Annotated in this window: 13 protein-coding genes; 3 read left to right on the forward strand and 10 right to left on the reverse strand. The window is 67.7% G+C overall.

What is annotated here, in order from left to right:
• Window positions 1–55 precede the first annotated feature (55 nt).
• Together TPR58_RS20385 and TPR58_RS20390 are read right to left on the reverse strand one after the other, a co-directional pair.
• On the reverse strand, window positions 56–1396 hold the full coding sequence (locus TPR58_RS20385; RefSeq protein ID WP_346248601.1) for an ATP-binding protein: 1341 nt from the start codon (window positions 1394–1396) through the stop codon (window positions 56–58).
• Window positions 1393–2115, reverse strand: coding sequence for a response regulator (locus tag TPR58_RS20390; RefSeq protein ID WP_346248602.1), 723 nt, complete (start codon window positions 2113–2115; stop codon window positions 1393–1395). Before TPR58_RS20390 ends, TPR58_RS20385 begins: the two co-directional genes overlap by 4 nt.
• A gap of 226 nt (window positions 2116–2341) precedes the next feature.
• Here TPR58_RS20390 and TPR58_RS20395 point away from each other — a divergent pair, with 226 nt between their 5' ends.
• Entirely contained in the window at window positions 2342–2806 is a 465-nt protein-coding gene (locus TPR58_RS20395) for a YbaK/EbsC family protein (protein ID WP_346248603.1), read from the forward strand.
• 3 nt (window positions 2807–2809) lie between these two features.
• On the opposite strand, the gene TPR58_RS20400 is transcribed toward TPR58_RS20395, so the two are convergent.
• The 3 genes from TPR58_RS20400 to TPR58_RS20410 all read right to left on the reverse strand — a co-directional run bounded on the left by TPR58_RS20400 (window position 2810) and on the right by TPR58_RS20410 (window position 6443).
• Window positions 2810–3766, reverse strand: coding sequence for a filamentous hemagglutinin N-terminal domain-containing protein (locus TPR58_RS20400; protein ID WP_346248604.1), 957 nt, complete (start codon window positions 3764–3766; stop codon window positions 2810–2812).
• 12 nt (window positions 3767–3778) lie between these two features.
• Window positions 3779–5527 (reverse strand): ShlB/FhaC/HecB family hemolysin secretion/activation protein, encoded by a 1749-nt coding sequence (locus tag TPR58_RS20405; RefSeq protein ID WP_346248605.1) that lies wholly within the window; start codon window positions 5525–5527, stop codon window positions 3779–3781.
• 148 nt (window positions 5528–5675) lie between these two features.
• Complete coding sequence (locus tag TPR58_RS20410; protein ID WP_346248606.1) at window positions 5676–6443, reverse strand: ATP-grasp domain-containing protein; 768 nt, start codon at window positions 6441–6443, stop codon at window positions 5676–5678.
• A gap of 163 nt (window positions 6444–6606) precedes the next feature.
• Between TPR58_RS20410 and TPR58_RS20415 the strand changes: the two genes are divergently transcribed.
• Entirely contained in the window at window positions 6607–6909 is a 303-nt protein-coding gene (locus TPR58_RS20415) for a hypothetical protein (RefSeq protein ID WP_346248607.1), read from the forward strand.
• Window positions 6910–6916: 7 nt separating this feature from the next.
• Here TPR58_RS20415 and TPR58_RS20420 read toward each other — a convergent pair whose 3' ends face one another.
• From TPR58_RS20420 to TPR58_RS20435, 4 genes are all read right to left on the reverse strand, one after another.
• On the reverse strand, window positions 6917–7465 hold the full coding sequence (locus TPR58_RS20420; RefSeq protein ID WP_346248608.1) for a hypothetical protein: 549 nt from the start codon (window positions 7463–7465) through the stop codon (window positions 6917–6919).
• Window positions 7466–7580: 115 nt separating this feature from the next.
• The gene (locus tag TPR58_RS20425) at window positions 7581–8780 is read right to left on the reverse strand and encodes a CaiB/BaiF CoA transferase family protein (RefSeq protein WP_346248609.1); all 1200 of its coding nucleotides are present in this window, start codon (window positions 8778–8780) and stop codon (window positions 7581–7583) included.
• Between the two features lie 202 nt (window positions 8781–8982).
• Window positions 8983–9477: an Lrp/AsnC family transcriptional regulator gene (locus TPR58_RS20430; RefSeq protein ID WP_346248610.1), complete on the reverse strand. Its 495-nt coding sequence runs from the start codon at window positions 9475–9477 to the stop codon at window positions 8983–8985.
• The gene (locus TPR58_RS20435; protein WP_346248611.1) at window positions 9461–11413 is read right to left on the reverse strand and encodes an isoaspartyl peptidase/L-asparaginase; all 1953 of its coding nucleotides are present in this window, start codon (window positions 11411–11413) and stop codon (window positions 9461–9463) included. Before TPR58_RS20435 ends, TPR58_RS20430 begins: the two co-directional genes overlap by 17 nt.
• Before the next feature lie 132 nt (window positions 11414–11545).
• Between TPR58_RS20435 and TPR58_RS20440 the strand changes: the two genes are divergently transcribed.
• Window positions 11546–14359 carry a TonB-dependent receptor plug domain-containing protein gene (locus tag TPR58_RS20440; protein ID WP_346248612.1) on the forward strand — a complete coding sequence of 938 codons (2814 nt, stop codon included), beginning with the start codon at window positions 11546–11548 and terminating at the stop codon, window positions 14357–14359.
• A gap of 138 nt (window positions 14360–14497) precedes the next feature.
• Here TPR58_RS20440 and TPR58_RS20445 read toward each other — a convergent pair whose 3' ends face one another.
• Window positions 14498–17230 carry a hypothetical protein gene (locus TPR58_RS20445; protein WP_346248613.1) on the reverse strand — a complete coding sequence of 911 codons (2733 nt, stop codon included), beginning with the start codon at window positions 17228–17230 and terminating at the stop codon, window positions 14498–14500.
• Between the last annotated feature and the right edge of the window lie 60 nt (window positions 17231–17290).

Consider the following 17290-nt stretch of genomic DNA (forward strand, 5'->3'; position numbering starts at 1 on the left):
ATGGTAGGGGGTGACGCGCTGCTGATCTCCCATTGTGCGGGCCGAAGCCGGCCCGCTACGCCGGGAGTGTCACCCGCGCCAGCAGGCCACCGTCGGGGTGGTTTTCCACCGTCGCGTCGCCGCCATGCGCCAGTGCTACCGCGCGGACGCTGGCCAGGCCCAGACCGATGCCGCCGGTGTCGCGGTTGCGCGATCGGTCGCCGCGGAAAAAGGCCTCGAACACGCGGTCGATATCCTGCGACGGGATGCCGGGGCCATGGTCGCGGACCTCGATCACCGCCTGGTTCTCGGTCCCCGACAGCGTCACCTCGGCGCTGCCGGCATATTTCAGGGCGTTGCCGATCAGGTTCGACAACAGCGCCTTGAGCGCCACGACATTGCCCTCGACCACGATCGGGTCGCCCGGCGCCAGCGTCACAGGCTCGCCGCGATCGGCCAGGTCGTCGGTCACATTCTCGGCCAGCGAGCGCAGGTCGAGCGGGCGGCGGGCGACCGCGCGGCTGGTGTCTCGGACGAAGGCGAGCGCGGCGGTGATCATCGCCTCCATGTCGCGAACGTCGTTCTCGCATGCGTGGCGGATGTCGTCGGGCGCATTCTCCAGCCGCAGCTCGAGCCGCATCAGCGGGGTGCGCAGGTCATGGGCGATGGCGGCGATCATGGTCGAGCGATCGTCGACATAGCGATTGAGCCGCGCCTGCATCCGGTTGAACGCCTGTGCCGCCTCGCCGATCTCGGGCGGGCCCTTCAGGTCCAGCGGGGCGGCACGCGGATCGCGGCCCAGACGTTCGGCCGCCTGGGCGAACACCCCGATCGGCTTGGCCAGCCGCCGCGCCAGCGCCCAGGCGAAGGGCAGCACCGCCAGTGCGGCAAAGCCCAGCCACAGCACGCCGCGCCAGCGCCAGAGGTCGAAGCCGCCATGCGCCAGCGTGACCGTCACCCACTGGCCGTCCGGGCGGCGGGCGGAGACGATGAAGTCGCCGACGATGACGACGTCGCGGGCATCGGCACGGCTGCGCGGCAGCGTGGGCGGCGGGATGCGGCTGCGGTCGAACACCGGCGTCACGTCGCCGCTGACGCTGGGAAAGCTGAGCTCGACCGCGTCCGCCGGCATCTGGAACGCGAAGATCATCGCCGCGCGGATACGATCGACGCGCGGGGTCCAGTCGCCCTCGTCCGCCTTGCGGCCGGGGACCAGCTTCAGATTGCCCTGCGGATCGCTGCCGGTCAGCAGCATCCGTTCGATCTGGCCGATGGTGGTGATGCGGGCATCGGGCGCCGGCACCACCAGCAACAGCATCAGGTTGAGCAGCTGGACCGAGACGACGCACGCCAGCATCACCAGGAAGATGCGCTGGAACAACGGGATCTCCGCGCCCCCCACGCGGAGCCGCCTCATGCGCGGATCACACGCGGCACGAACAGATAGCCTTCGTTGCGCACGGTGCGCAGGATCTCGTCTCCGCCGGCGCGCAGCTTTCGCCGCAGCCGGCTGACCTGGACGTCGATCGCCCGGTCATAGGCGTCCGAATCCGGGCCGCGCGCGGCCGACAGCAATGCCTCTCGCGACAGCACCCGGCGCGGGCGCTCGATGAACACGCGCAGCACAGCAAACTCGCCATCGGTCAGGCTGACCAGCACGCCCCGGGGATCGAACAGCTCGTGCGAGGCGAGGTCGATGCGCCAGCCGTCGAAGGTGAATTGCTGCGACTGGGTCGGTCCCGATCCGCCGCGCCGGCGCAGCGCCGCCCGCACCGTCGCCAGGATCTCGCGCGGGCTGCACGGCTTGGTCAGGTAATGGCCGGCGCCGACCTCGAGCCCGAGGATCCGGTCATGCTCCTCGCCCAGCGCGCTGAGCAGCACGATCTCGGGCCCGTCGTCGCGGGAGATGCGGCGGCAGGCGCTCAACCCGTCCTCGCCCGGCATCATCACGTCGAGGATGATCAGGTCGACCGGCAGGCGCGCCAGCACCTGGTCCATCTCGCGCGCATTGGCGGCGGTCTCGACCCGGTAGCCGCGCGCGCCCAGGCTGTCGGCGATGAGCTGTCGAATGTCGCGATCGTCATCGACCACCAGCAAGGTCGCGGTGCTGGTCGTCGGAACTGGAGTGTGAAGCATGTGTCCGGCCTTGCGCCCGATTGTGTTCGGAATGTTTCCGGATAGCATGTTCGCCTGAGTCGAGTTGTATCAGTTTGTATCAGCCCGGGTCGGCCGCCGGACCGATCGGTGCCGGGGTGCTGGCCGGCAGCGGCATTCAGCCGAGGGCACAAGGCGTCGTCGTCGCCACCGCGATGCCGCCCGATCCGGTGACGCCCGCCGCCGCTTCATGATAAGCGCCGATGCCATGACGATCGAGACCGCGCACGCCTGGCTGGACCAGCATGCTCCCGACCTGAAGCCGATCGAGCACGGCGTCAGCACCGCCACGGTGGCGGAGGCAGCCGCCGCGCTGGGCGTCGCGCCGGCGCGGATCGCCAAGACGCTGGCGCTCCGGGTCGGCGAGGACAGCTTCCTGGTGGTGGCGCGCGGCGATGCGCGGATCGACAATGCCAAGACCAAGGCCGAGTATGGCGGCCGCCCGCGCATGCTGAACCCCGACGAGGCGCTGGCGCTGACCGGGCATCCGGTGGGCGGCGTGTGCCCGTTCGGGCTGGCGACGCCAATCCCGGTCTATTGCGACGTGTCGCTGCGCGACTTCGCCAGCGTGTTCCCCGCGGCCGGATCGCTGACCAGTTCGGTCGAGATCGCGCCCGATCGGCTGGCGGACCTGGTGTCGACCCGGTGGGTGGATATCTGCAAGCTGGTTTGAGGGTCACTGATCCGCGGTCAGGATCACGCCCCGGCTGGTGGCGGTCGCCCGCGTCGCGGTGATCGGGGCGAAGCGCGCCGCCCCCCGCTCGCCGGTCGACCCGAGCAGCGCCGCCGACAGGATCGGGTTACGGCCGGCAAACGCGCCCTGCGACGCATCGTCGGTCGCGGGATCGTCGGCCATCACCACCAGCACCGGGCTGCCCGCCATGCTTTGCACCACGACGCCCACCGGCGCGGGAGCGGCGTCGATCGCGCCGATGAAGACTTCATCCTCGCGCGGGCCATCATCCTCGACGGGTGCGCCGGCATCCTGCGCCACGAGGCGGGAAACGGTGCCGGTCGAGAAGCTGGTGCCGGCGGGCGTGACGATGATGCCGCCCGCCCCGCTGGCGGCGACATGCTGCACCCCTGGCCGGACCGCACCATCGCCATTGACGACGCTTCCGGCATCGGGAGCCTGGAGGAAATCGGCCTCATCCATCGCACGCGCGGTGGCGACGAAGCCACCGGTACGGATCGTTGCACCCGGCCCGACGAGCACGCCGCGCGTGTTCATCAGCCACACCGAAACATTGGCGTCCGACCCAAGCAACCCGCGAAGCAGCGACGGCCGACCCGACAGATCCCGGTTGAGCACGGCGATCGATCCTCCGTCCGCCCTGGTCCGGCCATCGCGGAAGGTGACGGCGTCGCGGGGTCCGATGTTGAATCCCGATCCGCGCCAGTCGATGACTGTCCGCGTGTCTCTCAGGCTTATGTCCAGTTCCGCGCCGCCCTGACCTGGCGGCCCGACGGTCATGACGGGAGCGGCGGGGCCGGTCGGGGTACGTACGGTGACGTTGCCGATGTCGGGCAGTACCGGGATGCCGCTCCCGCCCTGCGCCAGCGCCGGCGTGGCCACACCGAGCGCGCCGACGAGGCACAGTCGGCGCAGGACGTAGGCAGCGGGTCTCGGCATGATCGTCCTCCTTCAGCGGCGCGGCGCGAATTGCGCAGTAAGCGACAGCAATAGACGATCACCCGCCCGGCGGGCACCGGGAAAACGCAGCTCGGGATCGAGCGGGCGCGCGTAGATCGCCTCGACCGCCAGCCGCCCCGGCAGCCAGCCGCGGATCCCGAGGCCGAGCGAGCGGAGCCGGTTGCCGCTTTCGTCCGACAGTTCGTCGCGATTCCACAATTGCGCCGCGTCGAGAAAGGCGAATGCCTGCACCACCGCCGGCGACCCCCAGGGCAGGTCGGCGCGCGGTTCGATTCGAAAGGCGAGCGCGCCGTCCCCCGCCGCGATCCCCGGGTCATAGCCGCGGCCGATCGTCAGATTGCCGACGGCATATTCCTCGAAACTGAACAACGGCCCGCTGGCCCATTGCCCCTGGGCCTGGACCGACAGGCTGAACACCGGACCCGCGCTGAACGTCGCATCGATGCTGCCGCGCGCGACGGTCGCGGTGGCGCTGGCGTCGAAGCGACTGGGCGCATAGCCGTCGCCCGACACCACACCGCCCTGCGTCGCGCCGAACAGGTCGAGGCCCTGGCGCAGCTCGAACGAGCCCGACAGCGACCAGCGGTCGATGCCGCTGAACCGCGGCTCGCGCCGGTCGAACCCCATCCGCAAATAGGCGACGCGAAGCCGGTCGCGAGACACGGGTACGCTGCCGCCGACATCGCCGCCGCCAAGCTGCAACTGCTGCTCGACCAGTTCCACGCCGCCGCCGATCTCGCTTCGGCCGCGAACCCCGCGCGCGAGAGGCACCGACAGGTCGAGCCCGGCGATCATCGATCGCGCGCGAAGGTCCAGCCCGCCCAGATCGGGACGCGACCAGGCATAGCTGAACCGCGCGCCCAACGTCGCGCCGCCATCGGTCGCCATGCTGTGGCCGATCTGGACCACGCGCTGTTCGCGAAGGTCGAAGGTGGAGGACAGCCCCAGATAGGTGCGGTCGGCATGACCGGTCAGCCCGTAGATTTCGGCGCGGATCGTCGCGCTCTCCCGGCCGAGCGCGCGCGCACCGCTGTTCTGCGCATTGGCGACCACCAGCCAAGGCATATGGGTGACGGTGAGTTCCCCGATCACTTCGCCCGGGACGGTCCCGGCAGCGGCAAGCACGAGGGTCGCCTGCAATCCCGGCACGTCATTCGCGCCCATCAGGACGCTTTCGATCTCCGCGGTGTCGAGCACCGGCAGGCCGATCAGCCGCTGCGCGCGCCGGGTCAGCGTGCGGCCATGCGGGCCGGGATCGCCGGTGATGCGTATTTCGGTCAGCCGGGCGAGCACGACGCTCAGCCGCGCCTCGCCATCGACGATCTCCTGCGGCGGGATCGTCACCCCCGCGACATAGCCTCGCCGCCCGAGCGCAGACGCGGCCGCATCGCGCAGGGCGCACAGCTGATCCAGCGGCTGAAGGCCGGGCGTCGGCCGGATTTGCGCCAGCGCCGCTCGCACCGGATCGGGCAGCGGCCCGCCATCGGCCGCGGTGAAGCGCAGGCGATCAATCGCGACCGACAGGGTAGAGCCGGCAAAGGCACAGCGCGCCGGGCGCGGCCGATCGTCGCGCACGGTCAGGCTGGAGGGCGGCGGCGAGTCGGGCACGCGCGGCGCCTCGACCTGCTGGCGGCTGGGCAGCGATCCGGGCAGCGCCTGGCCATGGGCGGGCGAGACGGCAAGCAGCACGCCCGCCGTCAGCGTTCCGCGCAACAGCGTCTGGCTGGCCCATGGCGACATCGTTGCGCGCTTCCCCCACTGGTCCCGCCCCGACGCGGATGTGCGGCACTATCAGCCGTCCGGGGTGCACGGAAGAGCGCCAAAGCATCAATCGGGCGAAGACGGTGATCGGGACGCGGGCCCGCGCCGGGCGCACCGCCGACACAGGTTATGCAGTGATGGTCCCGAGCAATTCGCGCCACCGGGCGAAGGTCAGCGCAGCATAGAGATCGCCGTCGATGCCGTAGGCTCCGAGCGCATATCCCTCATTTGCCTCGACCAGCGCGGTCTGTCCCGTTGCCAGCACCCCGAAGTCTATCCCGTAGCCGGCCAGCGCCTTTCCCGATCCCGCCAGGTCGGCGATCGCCCGCTCGACGACCGCCCGCTCGACGACCGCCCGGTCGATGGTGACGGACGGATCGCCGTCATAATGATCGATCGACAGGATCCGGCCGCCCATCACATAGACGCGATATTCCGACCGCCAGCGCACGATCTCGGAACACCAGACCGGCTCGCTCCGGCTGGCTCCATTGGCGAAATAGAAATCGCCGGGACCGGAAAACACCATGCCCGTGAACAGCTTCGGCCGCAGCGCCGGCTTGGCGAAGATGGGCTCGCCACCCTCCATGATCCGATCCCGAAGGTTGCCCAGCCGCTCGCTCCAGATCCGCCGATGCAGATAGGGTTCGAGAATATCGGGATAGTAATCCGGGGCTGGCACCGGAATGCCGAGCTGACGCATCGCACCTTGCGCACAATCGACATCGCCGAAGACATAACTCCGCGGGTCGAGCGGCAGCTGGCGCCGGGCGATGCGCTTTCGGGTGAACAGCTCGACGGGGATATCGCGGCGCAGGCAGGCATCGCGCACCATCCGCGCCTCGATGTCGAGGCGACCTGCGCCTTGTTCCTGGATGAATGCGACCTCGAACACGCTACCCCCGCTACCCCGGATGGGGCGAGGGTTGCCTTATCAGCAAGGATGACGCGATCACCAGCCGGGCCGAGCCGCCCTCGCCACCGACATTGCGAGCGATGCGCCGCCTCGGTTATCGTGCAATCGCGCCGGACCCGCGGCGTAGCGAGGGGAAGCCAACATGGCTTATGTTCTGGGATCGATCGTCGGTGCGTGCCTGTTGCTCTATCTGCTCCAGTTGCTGTGGGAATATCTGTTGTTCATGCGGATCATGCACCGGCCGGTGGCGGGCAAGGCGGCGTCGGTTTTCGCGGCATGGGTGACGTCGATGGCGATTGCCTTCGCCGCGCAGTTCAACCCGGTCTGGTATTGCATCGCCGCGCTGATCGTCGGCGCGATTGTCATCTGGCGCGGCGTCCGGCTGGAGCGCGAGATGCGATCGCGGAGCGAAGCGGAAGACGAGCTCGAGACGACCTTTCGCTGAGCGATGATCAGCCCCCGATCGCACGCCGAAACAACGCCGCCCCAGCAACCCAGAGCGCGGCGAAGATCAGCGTGAACGGCACGATCTCGCGCCACGGCGCGTCGAACGCTGCGACCCCGACACTGCCTGCGGCAAGCTGAGCCAGCGCCATCGCACCCAGCGCCCGTGCCAGATTCGCCGCGCCGAAGCCGCCGAAAAGTGCGATCGCGAGGCCCAGCGCGGGGATTGCCGCGAACATCGGATTGGCCGGGTTCGTGTCGCTCCCGACGATACCGACCGCCAGATTGGCCCAGATCATCGCGACGCTTCCAACGAGCGCGATCGCGGCCGCGGTGCGGTAGGAGACGCCCTGGCGACCGCGGATGGCGATCTCCATAGCCGCGCCGACCACTGCGAGCAGCGCGGCGGCCACGATGAAGTCGAAGGGCGACCAGGCGACTTCGCGCGTCACCTGCGTCGCGACGAGCGGCGCGGCCAGCAGCGCGGCAAGTGCGCTCCATCCGAGGATACGCAGGCGAGCAAGGCTGCGCGGCGGTTGCGGAACGGTGGGGATCATCCTGTGCCTCCGGTTCTATCGAGGCTGAGGCAATGGCACTGCGATGTGAAGGGCGTTGCGCAACCGCTGTGGAGATTCGGTGCAGAGGCGATTCGAATGCCGCGACCGGCGGAAATCAGGCGACCACGCCCTTCGCGCGCAACTCGGCGATCGCGCCGGCGTCATAGCCCATCGCCGCCAGCACGTCGTCGCTATGCTGCCCGAGCAGCGGGGGCGCGACCGAGGCGACCACCGGCGTGCGGCTCAGCTTGAGCGGCGAGGCGACCAGCTTGACCTCGCCTGCGGTGGGGTGCGGCACGGTGGCGATCATGTCGCGGGCCAGCGTCTCGGGCGCGGCCTGGGCCTCGGCCACGCCGCGCACGGCGCCGCCGGGGATGCCCGAGGCGCGCAGGCCCTGCAGCCAGTATTCGGTCGGCCGTTCGCGCATCAGTGGCACGATCCGTGCCAGCAGCGCATCGCGATTACCCACGCGTGCGGAGTTGCGGGCAAAGCGCTCGTCCTCGATCAGGTCGGGCCGGCCGAGCAGCCGGGCGAAGGCGGCGAACTGGCCGTCATTGCCGACCGCGACGACGACCTGCCCGTCCTGGGTGTCGAACAACTGATATGGCACGATCGTCGGATGGCCGTTGCCGAAGCGGCGCGGTTCGTTGCCCGAGACCAGGGCGGCGCTGCCGACATTGGCCATCATCGCGATCTGGTTGTCGTACAGCGCCATGTCGAGATGCTGGCCCAGCCCGTCGCGGTCGACCGCGATCAGCGCCGCCAGGATCGCCTGCGCCGCGGCCATGCCGGTGAACAGGTCGGTCACCGCGACGCCGACCTTCATCGGCTCGCCGTCTACCGGGCCCGTGACCGCCATCAGCCCGCCCTCGGCCTGGATGACATAGTCATAGCCGGGCCGCTCGGCGATCGGCGAGGCGCGGCCATAGCCCGAGACCGAGCAATAGACGATGCGCGGGTTGATCGCGGCGATCGAGGCATAGTCGAGCCCATATTTGTCGAGCCCGCCCAGCTTGTAATTCTCGACCAGCACGTCCGCCTCGGCCGCCATCTCGCGCACGATGCGCTGGCCGTCGGGGGTCGACAGGTCGATCGCGATCGACCGCTTGTTGCGGTTGGCGCACAGATAATAGGCGGACTCGCCGCCGGTATAGGGCGGGCCCCAGTGGCGCGTGTCGTCGCCGCCGCGCGGATGCTCGACCTTGGTCACCTCGGCACCCAGATCGGCAAGGACCATCGTGCACCAGGGCCCGGCGAGGACGCGCGAGAGATCGAGGACGCGGCGGCCGGCGAGCGGTGGGAGGGGCGTGGTCATGGCGGGGTCCTAAAGGGTGTGGAGGATGAAGCGCAACCACCTCTCCTCCCCAGGAGCCTGCGGCTCCGGGGGAGGGGGACCGCGATGAGCAGCATCGTGGTGGAGGGGGCTGCAACAGACGTGGTGGACCCCCTCCACCATTCGCTGCGCGAATGGTCCCCCTCCCCCGGATGCGCAGCATCCAGGGGAGGAAATGGGCGGTTCACCGCTGCAATTTCGTCGCGAGGATGATCGACGAGGTCGTCTTCTCCACCCCTTCCAGCATGCCGATCGCGTCGATCAGGTCGTTCAGGCGATTGACGTGCGGCGCCTCGACCAGCGCGATGAAGTCGTACTGGCCGCTGATCGCGTAGAGGCCGGTGACCTCGGGCATCGCCGCCAGTTCCTCCTGGGTGCGGGCGGTGACCTTGGGCAGCACCTTGATCATCACATGCGCGCGGATCATGCGGCGGTCGTAATCGGCGCCCAGCCGGACGGTGTAGCCGGCGATCGTGCCGTCGCGCTCCAGCCGGTCGATCCCGGCATAGACACCCGCGCGCGACACGCCCAGCGCGGCGGCGAGATCGGAGACGGGGCGGCGCGAATCCTCGCGCAGCAGCGTCAGCAACTGCAGGTCGAACGCATCCTGCCCGCGCTTTTCCGCAGGCGGCGGCGCCGCGCCGGGCACCGGGGGGCCGGGATCAGCGGCGCGGGCCAACCAGCGCCTCGTCCGCATAGATTGCGGTGCGCGCGGGCGCCGTGCTGGTCACCAGCCCGCGATACATCCCCTCGCTGTTCATCGCGAACGCGGCCTCGCCCTTGCCGTCGATCGCGATCAGCCCGCCATCGCCGCCCAGGTCGCCGATCGACTCCATCGTCGCATCGGCGGCGGTCTTCACGCTCTCGCCTTTCCAGGCGATCCGGTCGCAGATCTGGCGCGCGGCGCTCTGGCGGATGAAATATTCGCCGGTGCCGGTGGCGGACACCGCGCAGTCGCCGTCGGCGGCATAGGTGCCCGCCCCGATGATCGGCGAATCGCCGATCCGGCCCCAGCGTTTGCCCGTCAGGCCGCCGGTCGAGGTCGCGGCGGCGATGTGGCCGCGCATGTCCATCGCGACCGCGCCGACCGTCCCGAACTTGTGCGTCTGGTCGATGCCGGCGGTCGTGTTGGTCCGCTTCCATTCGAGATATTCGTTCCAGCGCTTCTCGGTGCGGAAATAGGACGGGTCGACCTGTTCGACGCCCTGTTCGCGCGCGAACTGGTCTGCGCCCGGGCCGGTCAGCAGCACGTGGCGCGAACGTTCCATCACCGTGCGCGCCAGGGTGATCGGGTTCTTCGTCCGGCTGACCCCCGCGACTGCGCCGGCGCGCAGCGTCGCGCCGTCCATGATCGCGGCGTCGAGCTGGTTCTTGCCCTCCGCATCGAACACCGCGCCGCGGCCCGAGTTGAACAGCGGATTGTCCTCCAGCACGCGCACCGTCGCCTCGACCGCGTCCATGCTCGACCCGCCTTCGCGCAGCACCCTGGATCCCGCCGCCATCGCCGCGTCCAGCCCGGCGCGATAGTCGCGGTCCTGCTGCGGCGTCAGGCTGCCGCGCTCGATCACACCGGCGCCGCCATGGATGGCCAGGGTCCAGCGCGCGTTCGGCGGAAACGGCGCGCCGGTCAGCCGGCCCGCGACGACCTTCGCGGTGCCGGAGAAAGCGGGCTTCGTCACCTTCAGCGTCTTCAGGTCGATCGCGCCGTCGCTGCCGACGCCTGTGACCTTCACCGCCGCCCAGTCGAGCGGTTTTCCCTTGACCGCGCCGGGCCTGCCGACCGGCTCGACCAGCCAGGCATGGCCGCCATTGCGGCTGTACAGCTTCGCACTACCGTCACTCTCGACGCACAGCGCGCTTTCCTCGTCGACGCCTAGGCCGACGGCCTTCGCGTCACCGCTCGCGCGCACCTGGGCGACGAAAGCGATCAGCCGGCCCAGCCGGTCGCGCGCGTTGAAATGCGTGTCGGTGACGATGTGCGCCATGTACGGCATCTTCAGGAAATCGCCGACCATCGTCACCGCCGGTCCCATCGGATCGGCCAAAGCGGTGAGCGAGTCGACGCTGCCGCCGTCCATCGCACCATAGGCCTGCGCGCCCAGGATCGCGAGGCCGGCGCTGGTTCCGGCGATCGGACGCCGCTTCGCCACATGCGCGTTCAGCGCGTCAGCGACGGGCGTCCCCTTCCAGTAGCGGACATAGTTGGACTGGTCGCCGCCGGCCAGGAAGATGCCGTCGGCCCGCGCGAGGCTGGCTAGGACGCGCGGGTCGCTCGCCGCCTTGCGATCGTCGAACACGAAGGTCTCGACCGAGGCGACGCCGCCGATGTCGCGGAAGATCTCCTCGCCCGCATCCGCCCCGCCCGAGGCGCGCAGGATGACGAGATGACCATTGCCGGCTCGCGAGAGGAACCAGCGCCATGCGTCATGGCTCCACTCGCCCCCGCCCATCAGCATCATGCCGAACGCGGTCCTGCCCGGCGTCTTCGCCTTCAGGTCGCCGATCTCGTACCTTGTATAGCCTTCCGCCGTCTTCGCCTGCGCCGCGGGCATTGCCAGGGCGAGCGACGCGAGCGCCAGCATCAGCCCGGCCAGCAACCGATTGAAAACCTTCATCGCGCCAACCCCTTTTCCGCCCGGCGAACAATTTGATTGCGGTGAACCGTCAATCCGCATTTTTCTTATTCCATTCTGTCGGCAGGCTATGTCAATATGTCATCGGGTAGCAATAAACGGGGGAATCGGAAGATGCGGGTCGGCAGGATCGCGGCGCTTGCGCTGGCGGGCATCAGCTTCACGGCAGTGGCGAACGTCGCACAGGCTCAGGAGGCCGCGCCCCCGGTCGCGGCGGACGAGCCCGCGGAGGAGGGCCAGATCGTCGTGCTGGGATCGCGCATCCCGCGCGTCCAGTCCGAAGGCCCGGCGCCGGTGACGACGATTACCGACCAGGATATCCTGCGCAACGGATACCAGAGCGTGCCCGACGTGCTGCGCGCGATCACCCAGAATGGCGGCGAGACGCAGAGCCAGCAGAGCGCATCGGGCGCCGACTTCACGCCCGGCGCACAGCAGGTCGACCTGCGCGGCCTGGGCCCGAACCACACGCTGGTGCTGGTCAACGGCCGGCGCATCGCCGACTTCCCCCTGCCCTTCAACGGCAACAGCAATTTCACCGACATATCGAACATTCCCGTCGGCATGATCGAGCGGGTCGAGGTGCTGAGCGGCAGCGCATCGGCGATCTACGGGTCGGACGCGATCGCCGGCGTGATCAACTTCCAGCTGAAGACCAGGCCCGACGGCACCCGGATCGATTACCGCGCCGGCTTTACCGAACATGGCGGCGGGTCGTCGCAGCGCCTGTCGCTGTCGACCGGGTGGGAAACCGGCAATTTCCACGGCGTGGTCGGCGTCGAGCTGCTCGATCAGCGGCCGCTGTGGCAATATCAGCGCAAGTTCCAGGATTCGACCGCAGACGGCCCGACCGAGAATTCGCGCGTGGCACGCCGCACGTTCCTGCGCACCGATGAGGACGCCGGCTATATCGATCCCGGCGCGTCGGTCTGCGCAGGGTTGAGCGGCCTGAATGGCGGCACGGTCAAATATGCGGCGCGCCCGCGCTACGGCACGTTCGGCGGCCCCGGCTATTTCTGCGGCAGCGAGGAATCGATCGCCTATGGCACGATGATCTCCGATCGCCGCTCCGCCAGTGGCTATGGCTCGATCGGCTATACGTTGAACGACAGCGTCGAGTTCTTCGCCGATATCCAGGCGAGCTATTCGGATCTCAAGCTGTTCCGCGACGTGCTCAACTGGTCCTATGTCTCGCCTGACGGGAACGAGGAAGGCACCTTCTTCAACCCCAATCTGTCCCCCGACGCGACCGGGTTCGGCACCCAGCTCGACAATTGGAGCCGCCAGTTCACGCCGGAGGAAATGGGCGGCCTGAAGAACGGCCGCACCCGCAACCGGTCGTTCAGCTACAACATCACGCCGGGCGTGAAGGGCAGCTTTGCCGGCACGTGGTCCTACGAAGTGGCGCTGAACCATGCCGAGTACAGCTCGCGCGTCAGCTTCCCCCAAGTGGTTATCTCGAAGGCGAACGACTTCTTCCTGGGCCGGCCGCAGGGGATCGATCCCGACAGCGGCTACGAGATCTTCAACGCCGATGTGAGCCGGCTCTACACCCCGCTGACCGTCGAGCAATATCGCTCGATCACCACCAATTCGATCTACCGGCCCAAATCCTGGGTCAACAACGCCTCCGCCACGATCAACACGACCGAGCTGTTCCGACTGCCCGCCGGACCGGTCGGCTTCGCCGCGGTCGTCGAGGCGGGCAACCAGGGCTATGACCTGCGGCCCGATCCGCTGGCGCTCGAGCAATATTATGTCGGGCTGATCGATTCCGACGGCGCCGGACGCCGCCAGCATTGGGGCGTGGGCGGCGAGCTTCGCATCCCGGTGTTCTCGATGCTGACGGTCGAGGGCGCCGGCCGCTACGACCGCTACGCGTTCGCCGGCAACAGCTTCGGCAAGTTCACCTATAATGTCGGCGCCGAGTTCCGCCCGGCCAGCAGCCTGCTGATCCGCGGCGCCTATGGCACCGGCTTCCGCGCGCCCGACCTCAACTATGTCTTCCGCGGGCCGGGCAACACCCATCCCAGCGGCACCGACTATTATTTGTGCCGGAAGGAGTTTCCCGACGAGGACATCTCGGATTGCACCTACTCGGACGAGGGCATCGTTTCGCGACGCACCGGCAACCGCCGCCTGCGTCCGGAAACCTCGACCTCGCTCAACGCTGGCTTCGTGTTCCAGCCGTCACGCCGGTTCGACGTCTCGGTCGATTATTTCCGGGTGAAGATGGGCAATCAGGTGCGCGATATGAGCATCGATCAGTTGCTGCGTGACGAGGCCGACTGTCGGGAGGGCAAGACGGTCAGCGGATCGCCGGTCGACGGCAACTCCCCCACTTGTATTGACGCGATCGCGCGGGTCGACCGCTATGTCGGCGGGGCGCTGGACGGCGAGTTGCGCGGCGTGCGGATCAACCCGATCAACATCGCCGAGGAGACCACCGACGGCATCGACGTCGCGGCGCATCTGCGCCTGCCGACCGCGGGTATCGGCACCTTCTCGCTGGCGGCCGGCTATACCTATGTCTTCAACCACACGATCCGCCAGTATCCGGGCGATCCGGTGATCGACAAGCTCGACTATGCCAGCGGCTATTACATCCCGCACGAAAAGGGCACCGCCAGCCTGACCTGGGAATATGGCCGCCTGACCACCACCCTGAACGGCCAGCGCCTGGGCCGCCTGCCCAATTGGGCGGAGGAGGGCTATATCAAGCCGAGCTACCTCTTCAACCTGTCGGCCCAGTACAACATCACCGATCGCCTGCGCCTGTCCGGCACGGTCAACAACCTGTTCGACCAGAAACCGATCAAGGACCCGACCTACTCGTCCTATCCCTATTACGACATCTCGTGGTTCGACGGCGTGGGCCGCAGCTTCTACCTGCAGCTGACGTACAAGATGGGTGGGACGAAGCTGTGAGGGGTGGCGCTTGCTACTTACAATCAGGAATTTCAAAGACGCCCGCTTGGCCGAATATTAAATCGAGAGCTTGGATCTTCTCAATTAAAATTGCATGTGTAACCGCGTAAATAAGTAAATTATTTTAATCGGGCAGGCTCATAGCAATGCTTCAGTGTACATTGATACCAATCGAGGAGGCTCGACTTTTATGCGATAGTCTTGACCCGAAGAGCCGTTAGACATTTCAAATCTAAATGACTGAGCTTGCGCGATATTCCAGTCAAGGAATGCTTCTCCAAGCTTCGTAAGACCAGATCCTCCCGGGATCAGACCGTCTACATACCACTCAATTAGATCCGCAAAAAAACGGTCTGATCGATGTTTACGTATTACGATAAGCAAATCGCTCCAGGCGGAGAGAGGTAATGTGAAGCTTCCTTCAGTTTCGTAGATGCCGCTTGGTATGCGACAAACACCTCGCACGACCCTATTGCGTACCACAAACCCAAAACCTCCCGCCGTTAAGCCGCCGACGTATCCTGCATTGAATGGACGGTCGTTGGCCAATAGCAGGTGAAAAGAGCCGGTATCCGACGCACCGATGAACTGCACGCGGGATTTCAAACCTCCGATCATGCCTATGACCCGCGAAGGTCCGCCGACCATGAACGGCGGCGACGGATCGTTGATATACGCCACCACCGTCGAGTTCGGGACCGCCCCCGTCTGCATTAGGAACGTCTTCGACGCGGTCGGCGCGATGTCCGCAGCACTTCCCGTGCGGATCGCGCTCCAGGTCGAGTGCCGCAGGTCGTGCACGCCATTTTCGAGCAGGATCGCCGGGATCTGATTGGCGGTCAGCGGGCGCGGGGTCATGGCTTCGAAGACCGCACGGCTGTCGGCAGTGCCGGCGGTCGCGCGGACCTGGGTTGGGAAGTAACCGCGCGCGCTCGCCCAGGCGTCGACGCCCATCTCGCTGATCTGGCTGGCATAATGGATGCCGTCGCCGTCAAGCCCGGCCTTCACCGCCGCGCTGTAGCCGCCGACGATCGCCATATGGTCGAGCACGTCCCAGTCGAGCCGGCTCTGCGCGAATTGCCAGCAGACATCGGTCGCCTCGGCCAGAGACAGGTCGTCGAACGGTCCGTTGCGATAGAAGGGATTGCGCTCGAGGATCACCGCAGGCGGGTTGGCCATGCCCGACTGGCCGATCGCGGATTCCAGCCGGGGGAGTATCGCCTGGTAATCGGCGGCCTTGTCGTCGCTGACCAGCCAGATGATGTCGGGGGCGAAGTCGCGGATCAGCCCCGCCATCAGCGGGACCGAAGCGTCGGTGGTGTTCGACCAGGCATTGCTCGACTGGCCAACCAGATAATAGTTGATCGCCGCCGCGTTGCGCACCTGGACGCTGGGCCACAAGGTGCGCACCGCATTGCCCGACAGATGGGTGATGCGGATGCTGCGGTAGTTGATCGACGCGAATTCCAGGCGGACCGTGGCGAGGCCGCGCGGGCCATTGGCATCGATGATCAGCTCGCCCCCGGTCAGGCTGTGTGCGCTGACGATCTCGTCATCGGTCGGCGTGGTCCAGCCGACAGTGGAACTGGCGACCTGGAGCGTGCTGCATTCGATCTTTACCCTGCCGGCGCCCGGTTCGATGATGATCGGGATCAGGACGGTGTCGCCGTTGATCTGGTGGCCCATGATCGATTGCTGGCCATCGACATGTTCGACGAACGAGCCGTCGAAGCTGTAAGTATAGTCGTATTTCTGACGATAGGACGCGGTGCCGAGGACCGGCACGATCGACACCGCCGAGCTCATGCTGGGGATGCCATAGCCCAGATAATCGACCCAGGAGCCGGGGCTGAAGCTGTAGACCGGCTCCTTCGAATAATGCTGGCCGAGCACCCGCTGGATGGCCCATTGGCCGCAGGAATTGGTGGTCAGGCTGTCGCCGAACACCAGGATCCGCGTCTGATCGGTCAGGCCGTAGCGCAGCTTGTAGAGGTGGTGCGCCAGGCGGATGCCGGGCGGGCGCGTGCGGGCAAGCTGCATTGGCGCGATCTTGCGGCCCAGCACATCGGCGGCGGTGCCGGGCAACTCGCCGACCAGCACCGCATTGCCACCGGTCTTCGCATAGAGGCGCGCAATCACGCCCGCCCCGCCGATCCGCACCCAGAAGCTGCCGCCCTCCGCCGTCGCTGCCAGGCCGGCGGCGATGCTGGGCCAGGTCGCGCCGGCCGAGACGGCAGCGGAAAAGGCCTCCGCGCTCGCCCGCGCCGCCTGGGCCGCGATCCGATCGGAGTTGGTCCGCGCGGCATTGTTCGCCGCCATGGTCGCCGCAAGCTGCGACGAGGCCAGATCGGTCGCGATGCCGGCGCGGAACTGCGACACGGCGGTTTCGATTCCGGCGACGCCGGGTTTGCCCGCCGCGTCGAACGACAGGATCTTGCCCGCGCGCGCGGCGGCGGCAGGCAGCGGCGGCACGCTCTCGCCGCGCGGCACCACCAGCGCGCGGTCGCTTCGCTCCTTCAGCACCAGCGATCGCACCGCGGCGCGATCGAACTGGCGGTTGACCGATCTCGGGGTGAACGGCGTCTCGCCCCCGGAAAAGCCCGCTTCCTGGGTGAAGGCAGGCGCCGAGACGATATGGATCGCCCCCGATCCCGCCGCCGGCGCCGCGGCGAAGCGGACGATCCCGCCCTCGACATCGGGGTCGATCGACACGGTGTAGAGCGCGGCGTCGACCAGCTGGCCGGTGTCGGGCGGCCCGCGGAACACCCGCACCTCGTCTGCGGACAATGCCTTGAAGGCGAAGCCGAAATCGGTGGTCGCGCCATTGGGTGCGAAGGGCCCGGCGATCACGCTGGTGACGGAGACGGTCATGCTGCTTCCCGATGCTGTTTCGGGACCGGGGCTAATGGGATGCGTGGCCCGCAAGGCGCG

Source organism: Sphingomonas rustica (assembly GCF_039652585.1).
Taxonomy (GTDB): domain Bacteria; phylum Pseudomonadota; class Alphaproteobacteria; order Sphingomonadales; family Sphingomonadaceae; genus Sphingomonas; species Sphingomonas rustica.

Bases quoted from the DNA above. Each gene is read 5' to 3' on its own strand.
- TPR58_RS20385 (WP_346248601.1), bottom strand. From the start codon at position 1,396: ATGAGGCGGCTCCGCGTGGGGGGCGCGGAGATCCCGTTGTTCCAGCGC.
- TPR58_RS20390 (WP_346248602.1), bottom strand. From the start codon at position 2,115: ATGCTTCACACTCCAGTTCCGACGACCAGCACCGCGACCTTGCTGGTG.
- TPR58_RS20395 (WP_346248603.1), top strand. From the start codon at position 2,342: ATGACGATCGAGACCGCGCACGCCTGGCTGGACCAGCATGCTCCCGAC.
- TPR58_RS20400 (WP_346248604.1), bottom strand. From the start codon at position 3,766: ATGCCGAGACCCGCTGCCTACGTCCTGCGCCGACTGTGCCTCGTCGGC.
- TPR58_RS20405 (WP_346248605.1), bottom strand. From the start codon at position 5,527: ATGTCGCCATGGGCCAGCCAGACGCTGTTGCGCGGAACGCTGACGGCG.
- TPR58_RS20415 (WP_346248607.1), top strand. From the start codon at position 6,607: ATGGCTTATGTTCTGGGATCGATCGTCGGTGCGTGCCTGTTGCTCTAT.
- TPR58_RS20420 (WP_346248608.1), bottom strand. From the start codon at position 7,465: ATGATCCCCACCGTTCCGCAACCGCCGCGCAGCCTTGCTCGCCTGCGT.
- TPR58_RS20425 (WP_346248609.1), bottom strand. From the start codon at position 8,780: ATGACCACGCCCCTCCCACCGCTCGCCGGCCGCCGCGTCCTCGATCTC.
- TPR58_RS20435 (WP_346248611.1), bottom strand. From the start codon at position 11,413: ATGAAGGTTTTCAATCGGTTGCTGGCCGGGCTGATGCTGGCGCTCGCG.
- TPR58_RS20440 (WP_346248612.1), top strand. From the start codon at position 11,546: ATGCGGGTCGGCAGGATCGCGGCGCTTGCGCTGGCGGGCATCAGCTTC.
- TPR58_RS20445 (WP_346248613.1), bottom strand. From the start codon at position 17,230: ATGACCGTCTCCGTCACCAGCGTGATCGCCGGGCCCTTCGCACCCAAT.